This window comes from Streptomyces sp. C, from assembly GCF_000158895.1.
In the GTDB taxonomy this organism is placed as follows: Bacteria; Actinomycetota; Actinomycetes; order Streptomycetales; family Streptomycetaceae; genus Streptomyces; species Streptomyces racemochromogenes.
Window position 1 is genome coordinate 5483836 of sequence record NZ_GG657750.1, and the last position, 15875, is coordinate 5499710.

A 15875-nucleotide genomic window follows, 5' to 3' on the forward strand; every position below is an offset into this window, starting at 1 on the left:
CGGACATAAGTGTGCATATCCCAAGAGTTTCCACCTAAATCCTAGGTGAGATGGGCCACTCGCCTCGCAATCAACGAATAAATATCGACCGCTCTGCGTAAATCGTTGATCACATAGCGGACGGCCGGGTCTGGGCCCCTGTCCGACGAAAGTCCCAAATTGGGTCAATCATTACCTTGAGGGTGATCCGGCTCTTAAATGGGCGGGTGCTCTGTTATCCAGACCGCCGTACCGCCCTGCGCGCCGCGGCGGCGGCCGCCGCCGGCGCCCTCACCGCGGCCTGCGGCACGGGCGGCGGCCGGGCAGCGCCGGGACCCGTCCGGGCCACCGCCGCCCCGCCCGCCCGCCCGGCCGGGCAGGCGCCCGCGGCCCCGGCCCCCCGCCGCATCCCGGGACAGCCCGTGGAGATCGCGCACGGCCCCCGCGACCGGCCCCGGGTCGCCCTCACCTTCCACGGCAACGGGCACCCCGCCACCGCCCGCGCCGTACTCGCCGCGGCGGAGGAGGCCCGCGCGCGGGTCACCGTACTGGCCATCGGCAGCTGGCTCGACGAACACCCCGACATGGCCCGGCGGATCCTGGACGGCGGCCACGAACTCGGCAACCACACCCAGCGCCACCTCGCCATCAACGGCATGTCCGAGGCCGAGGCCTACGCCGAGATCACCGGCTGCGCCCAGCGCCTCAAACGGCTCACCGGCTCCATCGGCACCTGGTTCCGCCCCTCGCAGACCCAGTACGCCACCCCCCTCGTCCGGACCCTCGCCCAGCGGGCGGGCTACCCGCACGTCCTCTCGTACGACGTGGACTCCCTCGACTTCACCTCGCCCGGCGCGGCGGCCGTCATCCGCAACGTCACCGGGACGATCCGGCCCGGATCGGTGGTGAGCCTGCACTTCGGCTACGCGGACACGGTCGACGCGATGCCGCCCCTCCTCGAAGAACTCGCGCGCCGCGAACTGCGCGCGGTGACCACCACGGAGCTGCTGACCTCATGAAGACCACCCGCCTTCCCCGGAAGGCCACCGTGCTGCTGGCCGGTCTGGTCCTCGCCGCCCTGGCCGGCTGCGGATCGGCCGACAAGGCCCCCGCCGAGGCGCTCGGCACCAAGGGGCCCGCCAGGCAGCCCGTCAAGGCCGTCCCGGCCGTGCCGCCGGGCCTGGCCGGGATGCCCCCGCTGCTCGACCCCCACGACGTGTACGCCGCCGACCGGCCGAACAAGCTCTCCCCGGCGGTCAAGGACTTCCCGTCCCGGGTCTACGTCCCGAACACCAACTCCAACACGGTGTCCGTCATCGACCCGGCCACGTACAAGGTCATCGACACCATCCCCGTCGGCGTCCAGCCGCAGCACGTGGTGCCCTCCTGGGACATGAAGACCCTCTGGGTCAACAACAACCGCGGCCACACCCTCACCCCGATCAACCCGGCCACCGGCGAGGCCGGCAAGCCCGTCGAGGTGCACGACCCGTACAACCTGTACTTCACGCCCAACGGCAAGTACGCCGTCGTGATGGCCTCCATGGACCGCGAGCTGGTCTTCCGCGATCCGCACACCATGGACCGGGTGAAGACCGTCCCCGTCACCTGCTTCGGCGTCAACCACGCCGACTTCTCCGCGGACGGCCGCTACTTCATCGTCAGCTGCGAGTTCTCCGGTGAACTGCTCAAGGTCGACACCGAGAAGATGGAGGTGATCGGCCAGCAGAAGCTGCCCTTCGAGGGCGCCATGCCGCAGGACGTCAAGATCTCCCCCGACGGGAAGACCTTCTACGTCGCCGACATGATGGCGCACGGCATGTGGGTGCTCAGCGGGGACAAGTTCGACGTACCCAAGCTGCTGCCCACCGGCAAGGGCTGCCACGGCCTGTACGTCAGCCGCGACTCCAGGGAGATGTACGTCTCCAACCGCGGCGAGGGCAGCGTCTCGGTCTTCGACTTCAAGGAGAACCGCCTCACCAAGAAGTGGCAGCTGCCCGACGGCGGCAGCCCCGACATGGGCGGCGTCTCGGCCGACGGCCGGGTGCTGTGGCTCTCCGGCCGCTACAACTCCGAGGTCTACGCGATCGACACCGTCACCGGCAAGCAGCTGGCCCGCATCCCGGTCGGCGGCGGCCCCCACGGCCTCGCCGTGTACCCCCAGCCCGGCCGCTACTCCCTCGGCCACACCGGCATCTTCCGGTAGCGGGACGCGACGGTGCCCCGGGAGCCCGCAGCGCACCCGGGACACCGTGGGTCTGCCGCCCGAACGGGACCCGCGGGAGCCTCCGGCACCCCGGGCCGCTACCCTGAGCCGGTCAAGAAGCACCGAGAAGGGGTGGACCCAGTGGCTGACATCGAGAGCGCACGGGCGACGTTCGACAAGTTCGACGTGAACGGTGACGGCTTCGTCACGGCCGACGAGTACAGCGCGGCCATGAAGGCGATGGGTGACCACTACGTCACCGCCGCGGTCGCGGACTCCGTGATCGCCGCCAAGGACAGCGACGGCGACAAGCTGATGAGCTTCGACGAGTTCTGGGCCTCCCTGAACAAGTAGGCGCGGCGCGTCCGCCTCCGCCCCGCCCGCCGGGGCGGGGGCGCGTCAGGCCCCGCCCTCCCTCTCCGACAGCGCCTCGACCTCCGCCAGGGCCTCCTCCAGCCAGCTCAGCCAGAAGCCCTCCAGGGCGATGCCCCCGCGCAGCACGAGCCGGCGCAGCCGGTCCGCGTCCGCGTCCCGCCCCGCCGGAAAGTCCTTCGCCTCGATGGCCTCGTACGTGGCCAACTGCGCCCGGTGCAGGTCCAGGTGGCGCCGCAGCTCCGGCCCCAGCCCCTGCGGCCCGACCACCGCCGCCGCGCGGATCCGCAGCAGCAGCGCGTCCCGCACCGGCTTCGGGTCCTGGCTCTCGTCCACCCACCGCGCCAGCTCCGCGCGGCCGTCGGGCAGCACCTCGTACTCCTTCTTCTGCCCGCGCACGGGCACCTCGCTGGGCAGCGCCCGGATCAGCCCCGCCTCCTCCAGCCGCCCCAGCTCCCGGTAGATCTGCTGGTGCGTCGAGGACCAGAAGTAGCCGATCGACTTGTCGAACCGCCGGGTCAGCTCCAGCCCCGACGAGGGCTTCTCCATCAGGGCGGTGAGGATGGCGTGCGGCAGCGACATAGGGCCATGTTAGGTGTGGGCGATCGACCCGCAGGGCGGGACGGGTGGGCACACCGGGACACCCCGCCCCGCAGGGCCACCCCGCTCCGGGTCCGCCCCTGCGCGGCCCCGCTCAGCCCAGCGCCGCGAGCTCCTCCGGGGTGCGCGGCCCCGGCGCCCCGTCCGCCAGCACCCCCCGCGCCCGCAGGAACGCGCCGACCACCGGCGCCCAGGCCGACCGCAGCCCCGCCGACGCGAGCAGCTCCGGGTCCGAGAGCAGCTCGGCGGCCGGGCCCGTGCGGATCCCCGACGGGGTGAGTACGGCCGCGTCGTCGGCCCAGCGCACCGCGAGGTCCACGTCGTGGGTGGCCATGACCACCGTGGTGCCGGCCGCGCGCAGCCCCGCGAGGACGTCCAGGAGGCGCTCCTGCCCGTCCGGGTCGAGGCCGGCCGTGGGCTCGTCCAGGATCAGCACCCGCGGGGCCATCGCCACCGCGCCCGCGATCGCCGCGCGCTTGCGCTGCCCGTACGACAGCAGGTGCGTCGGGCGGTCCCGCAGCGCGGTGATGTCCAGCGCGGCCAGCGCGGCGTCCACCCGCTCGCGGACCTCCGCCGCCGGCAGCCCCAGGTTCATCGGGCCGAAGGACACGTCCTGCTCCACGGAGGCCGCGAAGAGCTGGTCGTCGGGGTCCTGCACCACCAGCTGCACCGAGGTGCGCAGCCGGACCAGGCCCTTGCGGTCGTACGCCACCTCGGCGCCGCCGAGCCGCAGCGTCCCCGAGCCGGGCCGCAGGCCCCCGCTCAGCAGCCGCATCAGCGTGGTCTTGCCGCTGCCGTTGCGGCCGAGCAGCACCAGCGCGCGGCCCTCGGCGATGCCGAAGTCCACCCCGGACAGCACGGCCGGGCCGTCCTCGTACGCGTACCCCGCGCCGACCAGCTCCACCAACGGGGTCACAGCCACAGCTCCTTCAGTACGAGGGTCCCCGCGACCAGGGCGGTCAGCAGGGCGGCGGACCCCGTCAGGAACCGCCAGGACAGCGCCGCTTCGGGTACCAGCACCCGCAGCGCGCCGTCGTAACCGCGCCCCGCCAGCCCCTCCTGGAGCCGGGCCGCGCGGTCGAAGGCCCGGACGAACGAGGTCGCGGCGAGCCCTGCCAGCGATCGCCACACCGCCGCCCGGCCCGCCTGCCCCAGCCGGGCCGCCTGGGCGCGCCGGACCTGCGCCATCGAGTCCAGCAGCAGGAAGCCGATCCGGTACATCACCAGGGCCACGTCCACCACCGGCGCCGGCACCCCGGCCCGCACCAGCCGCGGCAGCACGTCCGAGACCGGCGTCGTGAAGGCGAACAGCAGGACCCCGAGCGAGGCCGCCGAGGTGCGCAGCAGCAGCTCCGCCGCGTGCCGGGGCCCGTCCGGGGCCGGGGCGAGGAACCCGTCCGGGCCTCCCACCGACACCAGCAGCGGCAGCGCACCGGTCACGCAGAAGCCCAGCGGGACCCGGAAGGCCCGCCAGAGCTGCCGCCCGGCCACGCCGGCGGGCCCGAGCAGCACGGCCAGGGTCGCGGCGGCCACCAGCGGCCCGCCCGGCCAGGGCGGCAGGCACACCGCGGTGACGGTGAGCCCGAGCCCCAGCAGGGCCTTCTCCAGGGGGTGGCGGCCCCGCCAGCGGCTGGAGTGCGCCGCCACGTCGATCGGCAGCACCGCCTACGGCTCCGATGTCGTACGGGTCTGCTCGGCGCCGGCCCCGGCCTGAGCGCCGGCCTCGGCCTCGGCCCCGGTCCCGGCCTGGGCATCGGCCCTGGCTCCGGCCCCGGCCCCGGCCCCGGCCCCGGCCTGGGCATCGGCCTGGGCCTCCGCCTCGGCTTCGGCACGGGCGAGGGCCTGCGCCGCGCCCTGGCGGCGGCCCTTGCGGACGCCGAAGTAGTAGGCGAGCACGCCCGCCCCGAGCGCCGCCTGGAGGGCGAACAGCGCCGACTCCACCTCGCCCGACGGGGGCTCGTACAGCGGGGCGAACCAGGGCTCGTAGTCCGGCTTCAGCTCGGTGATGGCCGCCTCGGCCTGCGCGTCGGCGCCGGTGAACGGCTCCTCCTTGCCGTCGCCGAGCCCCAGCGCGAGCGGGATCACCGCCAGCGCCGCCACCAGGAGCAGCAGCAGGGTGTTGATCTTCGCGTTCCTGCTCATCAGAGGGCCGCCTCCTGCTTCGCCTGCTTGCCCCCGGTCAGCTTCGCGACACCGAGCCGGACCAGGTCCGACTTGCTGGACTGCATCAGCAGCCGCATCACGAGGACCGTCAGCAGGCCCTCGCTGATCGCGAGCGGGATCTGGGTGAGGGCGAAGATGCCCGCGAACTTCTCCAGGGAGCCCAGGAAGCCGCTCGCCGGGTCGGGGAAGGCCAGCGCCAGCTGGACGGAGGTGACGCAGTAGGTGACCAGGTCGGCGAAGAACGCGCCGAAGAAGACGGTCACCATCAGCGGCGCGCCGGACTTCCGCAGCAGCCGGTAGACCCCGTAGCCGGCCCAGGGCCCGGCGACGGCCATCGAGAAGACGTTGGCGCCCAGCGTGGTGAGTCCGCCGTGGGCCAGCAGCAGCGCCTGGAAGAGGAGGGTGATCGTGCCGAGCACCGCCATGATCGGCGGCCGGAAGAGGATGGCTCCGAGCCCCGTCCCCGTCGGGTGCGAACAACTTCCCGTCACGGAAGGGATCTTCAGGGCGGACAGGACGAACGTGAACGCACCGGACGCCCCGAGCAGCAGTGTGCTCTCTGGGTTCGCCTTCACCTCGCGGGTCAGCGCGCGGACCCCGTGGACGACGAAGGGGGCGGACGCGGCGCCCCAGGCGGCCGCGTGCAAAGGGGGTAGGAACCCCTCGGCTATATGCATGGGTTGGGAGACCTCTCCAGCACCTCGTGGATGGACGACGCGCCCCGGCCGGTCTCCTGGCTCACGGGTACTGATGCCCTGGCTCCGCCTTCCCGGGCCCGTGCGGTATCCCGCGCGGGCCCAGTGGCTTCCCGCGGGGGAGAGTGGAGCCGGACTTCCCGATCACAGTGGCGAGGGCCGCACCGGTCTTGCACCGGTTTCCCGAACACCAAGGCCAGACGACCCTAGTCGCCCGCACGGACCGTCACAACCCGGACCGATCCGGCCACCCGCCCGCCCACCCGCCGAGCACCCGTACGGGCCAGGCCCGCTGGCCGGTCCGCCGGGCCCCCGGCACGGTGGAGGGCATGGCCGCCGACGACAGCCCCCGGTACGAGGACCTCTCCGCCGTCTACGTCAACTGCACCCTCAAGCGCTCTCCCGAGACCAGCAACACCGAGGGCCTGATCGCCCGGAGCCGGGCCGTCATGGAATCGGCGGGCGCCCGCACCTCGCTGATCCGCGCCGTCGACCACGACATCGCCACCGGTGTCTGGCCGGACATGACCGACCACGGCTGGGAGAGCGACCAGTGGCCGGTCCTGTACAGCCAGATCATGGACGCGGACATCCTGGTGCTGTGCGGCCCCATCTGGCTGGGGGACAACAGCTCCGTCATGAAGCAGGTGATCGAGCGGCTCTACGCCTGCTCCTCCCTGCTGAACGAGCAGGGGCAGTACGCCTACTACGGGCGGGTCGGCGGAGCGCTGATCACGGGGAACGAGGACGGCGTCAAGCACTGCGCCATGAACATCCTCTACAGCCTCCAGCACCTCGGCTACGCGATCCCGCCCCAGGCCGACGCGGGCTGGATCGGCGAGGCCGGCCCCGGCCCCTCCTACCTGGACCCGGGCTCGGGCGGACCCGAGAACGACTTCACGAACCGGAACACCACGTTCATGTCGTGGAACCTGATGCACCTGGCGGCACTCCTCAAACGCGCCGGCGGCATGCCGGCCCACGGCAACCAGCGCTCCCTGTGGGACGCCGGCTGCCGCTTCGACTTCCCCAACCCCGAACACCGCTAGCCGGGCGGCTCCGGGGCGGCCACGGGGTCAGCAGGTGTTGGGGTGCGGGAAGTCCAGCACGAGCCGCTCGGGCGAGTGCAGGACGGAGGTCTTCCAGGTCGGCTGGGTGTCGAAGGCGGCGCCGAAGGTCACGTACCCCTCGTAGTCGCCGGTCATGGCGATGCCCTTGAGCTTGCTGAGGTAGATCTTCTGGAGCCTGGGCCCCTGGTAGACGTTCTGCCCCGCGTCGTCGTGCCCGGCCGCGGGGTGCAGGCGGATCTCCAGGAAGTACTTCCCCGCCAGCGGCACGGGCCGGCCGGACCCGTCGTAGACGAGCTCTGACACGGGAGTGACGGTGACCGGGGGCACGTAGCCCTGGACGTCTATGACGAGCCGGTCGTACGTGCAGTGCCCGCCCCAGCGGGCATTGACGACGAGCGGCGTCTGGGTGCGGGTGGTCGTGGTGGCTGCGGAGGCCGGCGACGCGGAGAACGCCAGTCCGGCGGTGAGCAGGGCACCCGTGGCGAGGGCCACGATCCGGCGGCGGTGCAGAGGTGAGCGCGAGTGCTTCATGACGGCCCCCCGGTTCTTCGGAGACGGGTCGATGCTGTCCCCCATAGGGACGCCCACCGCGCGCCGATGGTTGCACGGGCGCTCCCGAGCAGTGCGGAGGGGAGGCGTGTGCGACGGCTAGGGAGCGTTCGTCGCGGGGGTCGTGAATCCGGAGGGCGGCACATGGGGATCGGCGCCCCCGTACGGTGCGGGCGGCGGGTCGACGGCACGGGTGGACCCGCGCACGTTGTCCAGCAGGATGTTCCCCTGCTTGTCGAGCATGCGCGTCAGCGCTTCCTGGCCGATACCGAATACGACGGCCCAGGCGGATATCTGGGCCGGGCTGTCCAGCGCGGAAAGCCCGGGAATGAATTCCCCGTGGATCAGGACCAGGCCCAGGAGGGCGGACAGCGCGCCGACGGGCACCCGCAGGAGCAGGAGGGCCATCGGGACCTTGTACGGGACGGCGCTGCCGCGCATCTTGTGCATCGCGGCGGCCCCTGCCAGAGCCGCTGCTCCGGCACCGAGGGACGCCACCAGCAGGACGTCGCCTCCCACGGGGACGACGGTGCCGCCCTTCTGCGTGTTCAGCGGGCACACCCTCTCCGTGGCACCCGGTTCCGCGACGGTGGGCGCCGGCGGGTCGAAGCAGAGCTTGTCCGCGAGTGCGGTCGAGTTCTGGTACCCGGAATAAATGAACAGGAGCACGATCGCCGACATGATGAAGAACGCCAGCATCAAGGCGCTCTGGAAATTCCGGACCCGGGCTATTTCCTTTTCCTCCATGTGGTTCGCCGCATGGAGGACACTGACCGCGAGCTCCCGGAAATCGGCGCCGAGCTGGTTCTCGTTGTCGCGCAGCCGGTCCTCCAGGAGCCGCAGTCGCGGGTCGTCGCTCCAGAGGTGCTGCCGGCCCACGGCCAGCACTGCGGGGCCCCGCCAGCCGAGCTCGTCGGCCGGGGCGATCTGCAGGAGGATCAGTTCGACCTCGTGGATGCTGGCCAGGGCCCGGTCCTTGGCCGACCCGAGCGTCCAGAAGGACCACTTCGGCCAGCTCTCCGCGGCGTCCCGCGCCGCGTCCAGCAGGCTGTGGGCCTTCTTCGCGAGCTGCTGATCGGCGTTCGGCAGTTTCCCGGTGGCCTCGATCCGGTCGAGCTGGCCCTGCAGCACCGCGATGTGCGCGGACCAGCGCTGGCGCCACGGTCCGAACTTCCTGTGTGCGGCCACGTCCCGGCTGCTCATGGGTCACTCCCGTCCGTTGACCCACCCCGCACCACCTACATCCAGTACACCGCCGGGTCGGACCCCCTGCAACCCAACGGACGTGCGGTGGAGGAAGGTTGACGCTTCACGCAGCTGCGCGTGCGAGAGGAGGAGGGACGGCCGCACGGTGCCGCGCCGGGCCTCAGAACGTCAGCAGCGCGCTCAGCTCCGCGTCCAGGTCGTAGTGGCGCCGTTCCTGCCCGCGCGGCACCAGCTCCGTCATCCGGCGGCACAGCCCGCGCACGTCCTTGGCGCGGGCGGAGACCACGCAGCTCTGCTCGCCGTTGCTGAAGCCGAGCAGGACGCGCGGCTCCGATCCGCTCCACCGCGGCCACACGTGTATGTCGCCCTCGCCGGTGGCGGCGCTCTGCCCGTCGAGCAGCAGCTCCCGCGAGAACACCCAGCGTGCGAGGTGCGTACCGGCGCCCCGGAAGTCCACGGCCACCTCGTACGGGCGGTCCGTGCGGTAGACGAACCGGCCGGTCAGGGGCACGGACAGGGGGGCGGCCTCCAGCCGCAGCGGCAGGAGTCTCTGTTCGGTGATGGTGGCCATCGGCGGCTGCCTCTCGTCGCGCGTGGGTTCTTCCCGCGCCCCTCCCGGCACGCTATCCCCGGCTCGGGGGAGCGGCGCGGGGCCGAAGGTCCCGAGCCACCGGGCCGCAGGGCCTCTTTTCGGCCACGCCCCGCGCCACACGCCCCGGGCATGCGAAGGGCCCGCCCTCCGGGGGAAGGGCGGGCCCGTTGGCACGCTGCGGCGGGGCCGCGCGGCCGGCCGCTACGGGACCGGGTTGTAGATCAGCGAGTCGTGGTTGTTGGACTGGCCGACCGCGGTGAAGCCGGAGCCGTTGGCCTGGGCGCCGTTGTTCTGGTTCGACGCCCCGAAGCCGGACGCGACCTGCTGCGCGGTGGAGGAGTTGCCGAGGTTGCTGCCGCCCACTCCGCTGCCCAGGATCCCGGCGAGGGCGGCGTTCGAAGCGGTGCCGGCGGCGCCGGCCCCGTTGTCCGCCTGGGCCGTGCCCGTGAAGAGCGCGGCGGCGAGGGGGAGCGATGCGAGCGCCGCCATCACGCGGATGCTGCGGATGCCTGCCATGGTGAAGCCTCCAGTACGCAAAAGAGCAAGGGGGTGTGGCGGTTGGCCTACCGCCCGGGGGTGACGCGACGTCGCGTGACCAGACTGGCCCACGTGATCATCGAGAAACCAGCCCGGACCGGCTTCTTCCCTCGCAAGCGTGATCAACTCGGTCCAAACCTCGAACCGGAGACCATGTGCGTACTTCGCGGATCAGCACTCGATGACGTTGACCGCGAGGCCGCCGCGCGCCGTCTCCTTGTACTTGATCTTCATGTCGGCGCCGGTCTCCTTCATGGTCTTGATGACCTTGTCGAGGGAGACCTTGTGGCTGCCGTCCCCGCGCATCGCCATCTTCGCGGCGGTGACGGCCTTGACGGCGGCCATGCCGTTGCGCTCGATGCAGGGGATCTGGACGAGTCCGCCCACCGGGTCGCAGGTCAGGCCGAGGTTGTGCTCCATGCCGATCTCGGCGGCGTTCTCCACCTGCTCGGGGGTGCCGCCCAGCACCTCGGCGAGGGCGCCGGCCGCCATCGAGCAGGCCGAGCCCACCTCGCCCTGGCAGCCGACCTCGGCGCCGGAGATCGAGGCGTTCTCCTTGAAGAGCATGCCGATCGCGCCCGCGGCCAGCAGGAAGCGGACCACGCCGTCCTCGTCCGCGCCGGGCACGAAGTTCACGTAGTAGTGCAGGACGGCCGGCAGGACGCCCGCCGCACCGTTCGTGGGGGCGGTGACGACGCGGCCGCCCGCGGCGTTCTCCTCGTTGACGGCCATCGCGTAGATCGTCGTCCACTCGCTGCGGTGCATCATCGGGTCGCCCTCGGTGCGCAGCTGGCGCGCCGTGGACGCGGCGCGGCGCTTGACGCGCAGGCCGCCCGGCAGGATGCCCTCGCGGGACATGCCGCGCGAGACGCAGGACTGCATGACCCGCCAGATCTCCAGCAGGCCCTCGCGGATCTCCTCCTCGGTGCGCCAGGCCTTCTCGTTCTCCAGCATCAGGGAGGAGATCGACAGGCCCGTCTCGTTCGCCAGGCGCAGCATCTCGTCACCGGAGCGGAAGGGGTACTTCAGCACGGTGTCGTCGAGCTTGATCCGGTCCTCGCCGACCGCGTCCTCGTCCACGACGAAGCCGCCGCCCACCGAGTAGTACGTCTTCTCCAGCAGCGGCGCGCCGGAGGCGTCGTACGCGAAGAGGGTCATGCCGTTCGCGTGGTAGGGCAGCGAGCGGCGGCGGTGCAGGATCAGCTGGCTCGGCTCGTCGAAGTCGATCTCGTGGGCACCGCCTATTTCCGCACCCAGCAGCCGCAGCTTGCCGCTCTTGCGGATGCGCTCCACCTCGGCGTCGGCGGTCTCGACGTCCACGGTGCGGGGGGAGTGGCCCTCCAGGCCCAGCAGGACCGCCTTGGGCGTGCCGTGGCCGTGGCCGGTCGCGCCGAGGGAGCCGAAGAGCTCCGCCCGCACGGCGGCGGTCTGGGCGAGGACGCCGTCCTTCTTCAGCCGCGTCACGAACATGCGCGCCGCGCGCATCGGGCCGACCGTGTGGGAGGAGGACGGGCCGATGCCGATGGAGAAGAGGTCGAAGACGGAGATGGCCACTGGCGGACTCCCTTGTCTGCTCGTGGGGTGGGGAGGGGGCAGGGGTGTGGTGATCAAGACGGGGGATCTGCGGATTTTGTCCGGCAGACGAGCGTAACGCGTGGAGATGAACGTTTCGCCTCCCGGACGGGGCCGTCAGGCGTGAGCCGGATCGCGTTCCGGTGCCGGGTTCCGGTCATGGAAAGGGCCCGGCCTTGTGGAGAACAAGGCCGGGCCCCCGAAACCGTGCCTAGAGCGACGGGTACAGCGGGAACTTCGCGGCCAGGGCCGAGACGCGCGCCTTGAGGTCGGCGGCGTCGTAGCTCGGCTTCAGCGCCTGCGCGATGATCTCGGCGACCTCGGTGAAGGCCTCGGCGTCGAAACCGCGGGTGGCCAGGGCCGGCGTGCCGATCCGCAGACCCGAGGTGACCATCGGCGGCCGCGGGTCGTTCGGGATGGCGTTCCGGTTGACCGTGATGCCGACCTCGTGGAGGCGGTCCTCGGCCTGCTGGCCGTCGAGCTCCGAGTTGCGCAGGTCGACCAGGACCAGGTGCACGTCGGTGCCGCCGGTGAGGACGTCCACGCCCACGGCCTTGACGTCGTCCTGGACCAGGCGGGCGGCGAGGATCTTCGCGCCCTCCAGGGTCCGCTCCTGGCGCTCCTTGAACTCCGGCGAGGCCGCGACCTTGAAGGAGACGGCCTTGGCCGCGATCACGTGCTCCAGCGGACCGCCCTGCTGGCCGGGGAAGACCGCGGAGTTGATCTTCTTGGCCAGCTCCTGCGTCGACAGGATGACACCGCCGCGCGGACCGCCGAGGGTCTTGTGCGTGGTGGTGGTGACGACGTGGGCGTGCGGCACCGGGTTCGGGTGCAGACCCGCGGCGACCAGGCCGGCGAAGTGCGCCATGTCGACCATGAGGTACGCGCCGACCTCGTCCGCGATCCGGCGGAAGGCGGCGAAGTCCAGCTGGCGCGGGTACGCGGACCAGCCGGCGACGATCAGCTGCGGCTTGGACTCCTTGGCCAGGCGCTCGACCTCGGCCATGTCGACCTGGCCGTCCTCGCCGACGTGGTACGGGACCACGTTGTAGAGCTTGCCGGAGAAGTTGATCTTCATGCCGTGGGTCAGGTGACCGCCGTGGGCCAGGTTCAGGCCCATGATCGTGTCGCCCGGCTTCAGCAGCGCGAACATCGCGGCGGCGTTGGCCTGCGCACCCGAGTGCGGCTGGACGTTCGCCGCCTCGGCGCCGAACAGCGCCTTGATGCGGTCGATCGCGATCTGCTCGACCACGTCGACGTGCTCGCAGCCGCCGTAGTAGCGGCGGCCCGGGTAGCCCTCGGCGTACTTGTTGGTCAGGACCGAGCCCTGGGCCTCCATGACGGCGACCGGAGCGAAGTTCTCCGACGCGATCATTTCCAGGGTCGACTGCTGGCGCACGAGCTCCGCGTCGACGGCGGCGGCGACGTCGGGGTCGAGCTCGTGGAGGGGGGTGTTCAGAACGGACATTCAGGGCCCCTGGGGTGTCAGTTGTCGGAGTGGGTGAGCGCGGCGTACTCGTCGGCGGAGAGCGCGTCCTTCGGCTCCTCCGACAGGCGCACCTTGAACAGCCAGCCACCCTCGAACGGGGCGGAGTTCACCAGCGACGGGTCGTCCACGACGTCCTGGTTGAACTCCGTGATCTCGCCGGAGACGGGGGAGTACAGGTCGCTGACCGACTTGGTCGACTCCAGCTCGCCACAGGTCTCGCCCTCGGTCACGGTCTCGCCGACCTCGGGGAGCTGGGCGTAGACGACGTCACCGAGCGCGTTGGCCGCGAACTCCGTGATGCCGACCGTCGCGACGCCGTCCTCGACGGCCGACAGCCACTCGTGCTCCTTGGTGTAACGCAGCTGCTGGGGGTTGCTCATGACCTGATTCTCCTGGATGCGGGGAGGTGGATACGAACGGTGGTCTTGCTTGCTGAGACGGGGGGACCCGGTACGAGCGTTACTTCTGCCGCTTGTAGAAGGGCAGGGCCACGACCTCGTACGGCTCATGCGTACCGCGAATGTCGACGCCGACGCCGGAGGTGCCGGGCGCGGCGTGCTCCGCGTCGACGTACGCCATCGCGATCGGCTTGCCCAGCGTCGGGGAGGGGGCGCCGGAGGTCACCTCGCCGATGACCTCGCCGCCCGCGACCACGGGGAAGCCGGCGCGCGGGACGCGGCGGCCCTCGGCGACCAGGCCGACCAGCTTGCGCGGCGGCTTGGTGGCGGCGACCTCGGCGGCGGCCTCCAGGGCGGCGCGGCCGACGAAGTCGCCCTCCTTCTCGAACTTCACGACCCGGCCCAGCCCGGCGTCGAAGGGGGTCAGCGCGGTGGTCAGCTCGTGCCCGTACAGCGGCATGCCCGCCTCCAGGCGCAGCGTGTCGCGGCAGGACAGGCCGGCCGGCACCAGACCGGCGCCCTCGCCCGCCGCCGTCAGCGCCTGCCACAGCTCCACGGCGTGCTCGGGGGAGACGAACAGCTCGAAGCCGTCCTCGCCCGTGTAGCCGGTACGGGCGATCAGCGCGGGTACGCCCGCCACGGTGCCCGGCAGGCCGGCGTAGTACTTCAGGCCGTCCAGGTCGGCGTCCGTGAGGGACTTCAGGATGCCGGGGGACTCCGGGCCCTGGACGGCGATCAGCGCGTACGCGTCACGGTCGTCGCGGACCTCGGTGTCGAAGCCGGCCGCGCGCTCGGTGAGCGCGTCCAGCACGACCTGGGCGTTGGAGGCGTTGGCGACGACCATGTATTCGTTCTCGCCCAGGCGGTAGACGATCAGGTCGTCGAGGATCCCGCCGTCCTCCTGGCAGATGTGCGTGTAGCGGGCGCGGCCGACGCCGACGGTGGAGATGTTCCCGACGAGCGCGTAGTCCAGCGCCTTCACGGCCTCCGGGCCGGTCAGGGTGATCTCGCCCATGTGGGACAGGTCGAAGAGGCCGGCCTTCGTGCGTACGGCGTTGTGCTCGTCGCGCTCACTGGCGTAGCGCAGCGGCATGTCCCAGCCCGCGAAGTCGGTCATGGTCGCACCGAGCGAGCGGTGCAGCGCGTCGAGCGCGGTCAGGCGGGGGGCAGTGCTCATGGGTGTGGCTCCCGGGTCCCAGGGCATGACATGACGAGGAGGTTCCTCCCCATCTGTCATCGGAACCTGAGAGGTTCGCCGAGAGTTCCCCGAGGGGGAACGCCGACTTGCACCTTGGGTGGAGCACGCGCCGGGCGGCCGTCGGGGACGGACGCGGCGGGGCTCGCTTTTCAGATCTGCCTCATCCACGCGGTACGGGGCCTGAGAGATTCAAGGGAGGTACTTGCTCCTTCGGCGCCCGGGCACGGCCTCACGGCCTGCCGGGACTCTCCCGCGCGGATTCAAGCGGCCGGTATGCAGTTTGGTGTCCAGATGGCGCACATCATTGCACGGGACGGGCGGGGGAGGGCAGTGGGGCCCGGAAGAACGTGCGGTCCGGACGGGGCCGGCCGTCCGCGCTGTGGAACGCCCGGCCGCAACCGGGGCCGTCGGATTACCGTCTCTTTACACGGGGCGGGCAGGGGGCCCTCGCGGCCCGATTCGGGGGAGACGATCACTGTGCGGAGACTCGGAGTGGCGACGACTACAGGCGCGGTCGGGGCGGCCCCGGAGCGGCGGAACACCGCCCGGTCCGCGCCGGCCGCCGGCGGCCCCGTCCGCGACCTGCGCGGACGGCCCGCGCGGCCGCACCGGCTGAGCTACGCCGCCGGGGACATCGTGGTGGTGTCCGGGCTGCCCGGCGGCGGCAAGAGCACCCTGATCAAGCGGGCCGCCGAAGCCGCCATCGACTCGCAGGACACCCGAGAGCGGTGGGAGCGGCGGATGCCGTCCGGCCTGCCGTACGCGGTGTACCGGCCGCTGGTCCGCGCCGCGCACTACGCGGGGCTGTGGCGCGAGCTGCGCTCCGGCGCCTCTGTGGTGGTCCACGACTGCGGCACCCAGCCGTGGGTGCGGGGGCTGCTGGCCGCCGTCGCCCGGCGCCGGGGGCGGGGGCTGCACCTGCTGCTGCTGGACACCACCGCCGAGGAGGCGCTGTCCGGGCAGACGGCCCGGGGGCGGCGGGTGTCGGCGTACGCCTTCGCGCGGCACCGGGGGGCGGTGTCCCGCCTCCTGCGCTCCGCGGAAGCGGGCCGCACCCCGCGCGGCTGCGCCTCGGTCACCCTCCTGGACCGCCCGTCGGAAGACAGCCGTCACCCGGATCACCTTCGCGGGCTGACGCCCCTGCCCTGCCGGGGCACCGGGGGCCGCTGCGCGGGCTTCTCCCCGCCCCGCCCTTCGCCCGTTCCCAGGGGCTCCGCCCCTCCCCCCGGTCCTCAAACGCCGGCGGCGC

Annotated in this window: 17 protein-coding genes, 1 pseudogene and 2 riboswitches; of the genes and pseudogenes, 5 read left to right on the plus strand and 13 right to left on the minus strand. The window is 72.1% G+C overall.

Going from position 1 to position 15875, the window contains the following annotated elements; genetic code table 11:
* Positions 1-206: 206 nt before the first annotated feature.
* The 3 genes from SSNG_RS24920 (at position 207) to SSNG_RS24930 (ending at position 2539) form a co-directional block, all read left to right on the plus strand.
* Positions 207-998: a polysaccharide deacetylase family protein gene (locus tag SSNG_RS24920; protein ID WP_042801830.1), complete on the plus strand. Its 792-nt coding sequence runs from the start codon at positions 207-209 to the stop codon at positions 996-998.
* Positions 995-2185 (plus strand): beta-propeller fold lactonase family protein, encoded by a 1191-nt coding sequence (locus SSNG_RS24925; RefSeq protein ID WP_042801832.1) that lies wholly within the window; start codon positions 995-997, stop codon positions 2183-2185. The genes SSNG_RS24920 and SSNG_RS24925 overlap by 4 nt, the downstream gene beginning before the upstream one ends.
* A gap of 141 nt (positions 2186-2326) precedes the next feature.
* A complete protein-coding gene (locus tag SSNG_RS24930; protein ID WP_007266682.1) occupies positions 2327-2539 on the plus strand; it encodes an EF-hand domain-containing protein in 213 nt (70 codons plus the stop codon).
* Between the two features lie 45 nt (positions 2540-2584).
* On the opposite strand, the gene SSNG_RS24935 is transcribed toward SSNG_RS24930, so the two are convergent.
* From SSNG_RS24935 to SSNG_RS24955, 5 genes are all read right to left on the minus strand, one after another.
* Positions 2585-3139 (minus strand): PadR family transcriptional regulator, encoded by a 555-nt coding sequence (locus tag SSNG_RS24935; protein WP_007266683.1) that lies wholly within the window; start codon positions 3137-3139, stop codon positions 2585-2587.
* A gap of 112 nt (positions 3140-3251) precedes the next feature.
* Positions 3252-4079, minus strand: coding sequence for an ATP-binding cassette domain-containing protein (locus SSNG_RS24940; protein ID WP_007266684.1), 828 nt, complete (start codon positions 4077-4079; stop codon positions 3252-3254).
* Positions 4070-4819, minus strand: a complete 750-nt coding sequence (gene cbiQ, locus SSNG_RS24945; protein ID WP_042801835.1) for a cobalt ECF transporter T component CbiQ — start codon at positions 4817-4819, stop codon at positions 4070-4072. Before cbiQ ends, SSNG_RS24940 begins: the two co-directional genes overlap by 10 nt.
* 3 nt (positions 4820-4822) lie before the next feature.
* Positions 4823-5299: an energy-coupling factor ABC transporter substrate-binding protein gene (locus SSNG_RS24950; protein ID WP_007266686.1), complete on the minus strand. Its 477-nt coding sequence runs from the start codon at positions 5297-5299 to the stop codon at positions 4823-4825.
* The gene (locus tag SSNG_RS24955; protein WP_007266687.1) at positions 5299-5997 is read right to left on the minus strand and encodes an energy-coupling factor ABC transporter permease; all 699 of its coding nucleotides are present in this window, start codon (positions 5995-5997) and stop codon (positions 5299-5301) included. The genes SSNG_RS24950 and SSNG_RS24955 overlap by 1 nt, the downstream gene beginning before the upstream one ends.
* A gap of 28 nt (positions 5998-6025) precedes the next feature.
* Positions 6026-6225, minus strand: a riboswitch (cobalamin riboswitch).
* Positions 6226-6344: 119 nt separating this feature from the next.
* Here SSNG_RS24955 and SSNG_RS24960 point away from each other — a divergent pair.
* A complete protein-coding gene (locus SSNG_RS24960) occupies positions 6345-7064 on the plus strand; it encodes a flavodoxin family protein (protein WP_042801837.1) in 720 nt (239 codons plus the stop codon).
* Positions 7065-7091: 27 nt separating this feature from the next.
* Here the strand turns inward: SSNG_RS24960 and SSNG_RS24965 are convergent, their stop codons facing one another.
* The 8 genes from SSNG_RS24965 to gcvT all read right to left on the minus strand — a co-directional run bounded on the left by SSNG_RS24965 (position 7092) and on the right by gcvT (position 14605).
* Positions 7092-7616, minus strand: a complete 525-nt coding sequence (locus tag SSNG_RS24965) for a hypothetical protein (protein ID WP_206731331.1) — start codon at positions 7614-7616, stop codon at positions 7092-7094.
* A 117-nt stretch (positions 7617-7733) separates the two neighbouring features.
* Entirely contained in the window at positions 7734-8837 is a 1104-nt protein-coding gene (locus SSNG_RS24970; RefSeq protein WP_007266690.1) for a hypothetical protein, read from the minus strand.
* Between the two features lie 163 nt (positions 8838-9000).
* Positions 9001-9411: an SsgA family sporulation/cell division regulator gene (locus SSNG_RS24975; RefSeq protein ID WP_007266691.1), complete on the minus strand. Its 411-nt coding sequence runs from the start codon at positions 9409-9411 to the stop codon at positions 9001-9003.
* 222 nt (positions 9412-9633) lie between these two features.
* The gene (locus tag SSNG_RS24980; RefSeq protein ID WP_042801839.1) at positions 9634-9948 is read right to left on the minus strand and encodes a hypothetical protein; all 315 of its coding nucleotides are present in this window, start codon (positions 9946-9948) and stop codon (positions 9634-9636) included.
* 192 nt (positions 9949-10140) lie between these two features.
* A complete protein-coding gene (locus tag SSNG_RS24985; protein WP_007266693.1) occupies positions 10141-11523 on the minus strand; it encodes an L-serine ammonia-lyase in 1383 nt (460 codons plus the stop codon).
* 229 nt (positions 11524-11752) lie between these two features.
* Entirely contained in the window at positions 11753-13009 is a 1257-nt protein-coding gene (gene glyA, locus SSNG_RS24990) for a serine hydroxymethyltransferase (RefSeq protein WP_007266694.1), read from the minus strand.
* Between the two features lie 17 nt (positions 13010-13026).
* Complete coding sequence (gene gcvH / locus SSNG_RS24995; protein ID WP_007266695.1) at positions 13027-13410, minus strand: glycine cleavage system protein GcvH; 384 nt, start codon at positions 13408-13410, stop codon at positions 13027-13029.
* 79 nt (positions 13411-13489) lie between these two features.
* Complete coding sequence (gene gcvT / locus SSNG_RS25000) at positions 13490-14605, minus strand: glycine cleavage system aminomethyltransferase GcvT (RefSeq protein ID WP_007266696.1); 1116 nt, start codon at positions 14603-14605, stop codon at positions 13490-13492.
* 180 nt (positions 14606-14785) lie between these two features.
* Positions 14786-14889: riboswitch (glycine riboswitch) on the minus strand.
* A gap of 229 nt (positions 14890-15118) precedes the next feature.
* Here gcvT and SSNG_RS25005 point away from each other — a divergent pair.
* Positions 15119-15724: pseudogene (locus SSNG_RS25005) on the plus strand (AAA family ATPase); the annotation flags it as partial.
* Between the last annotated feature and the right edge of the window lie 151 nt (positions 15725-15875).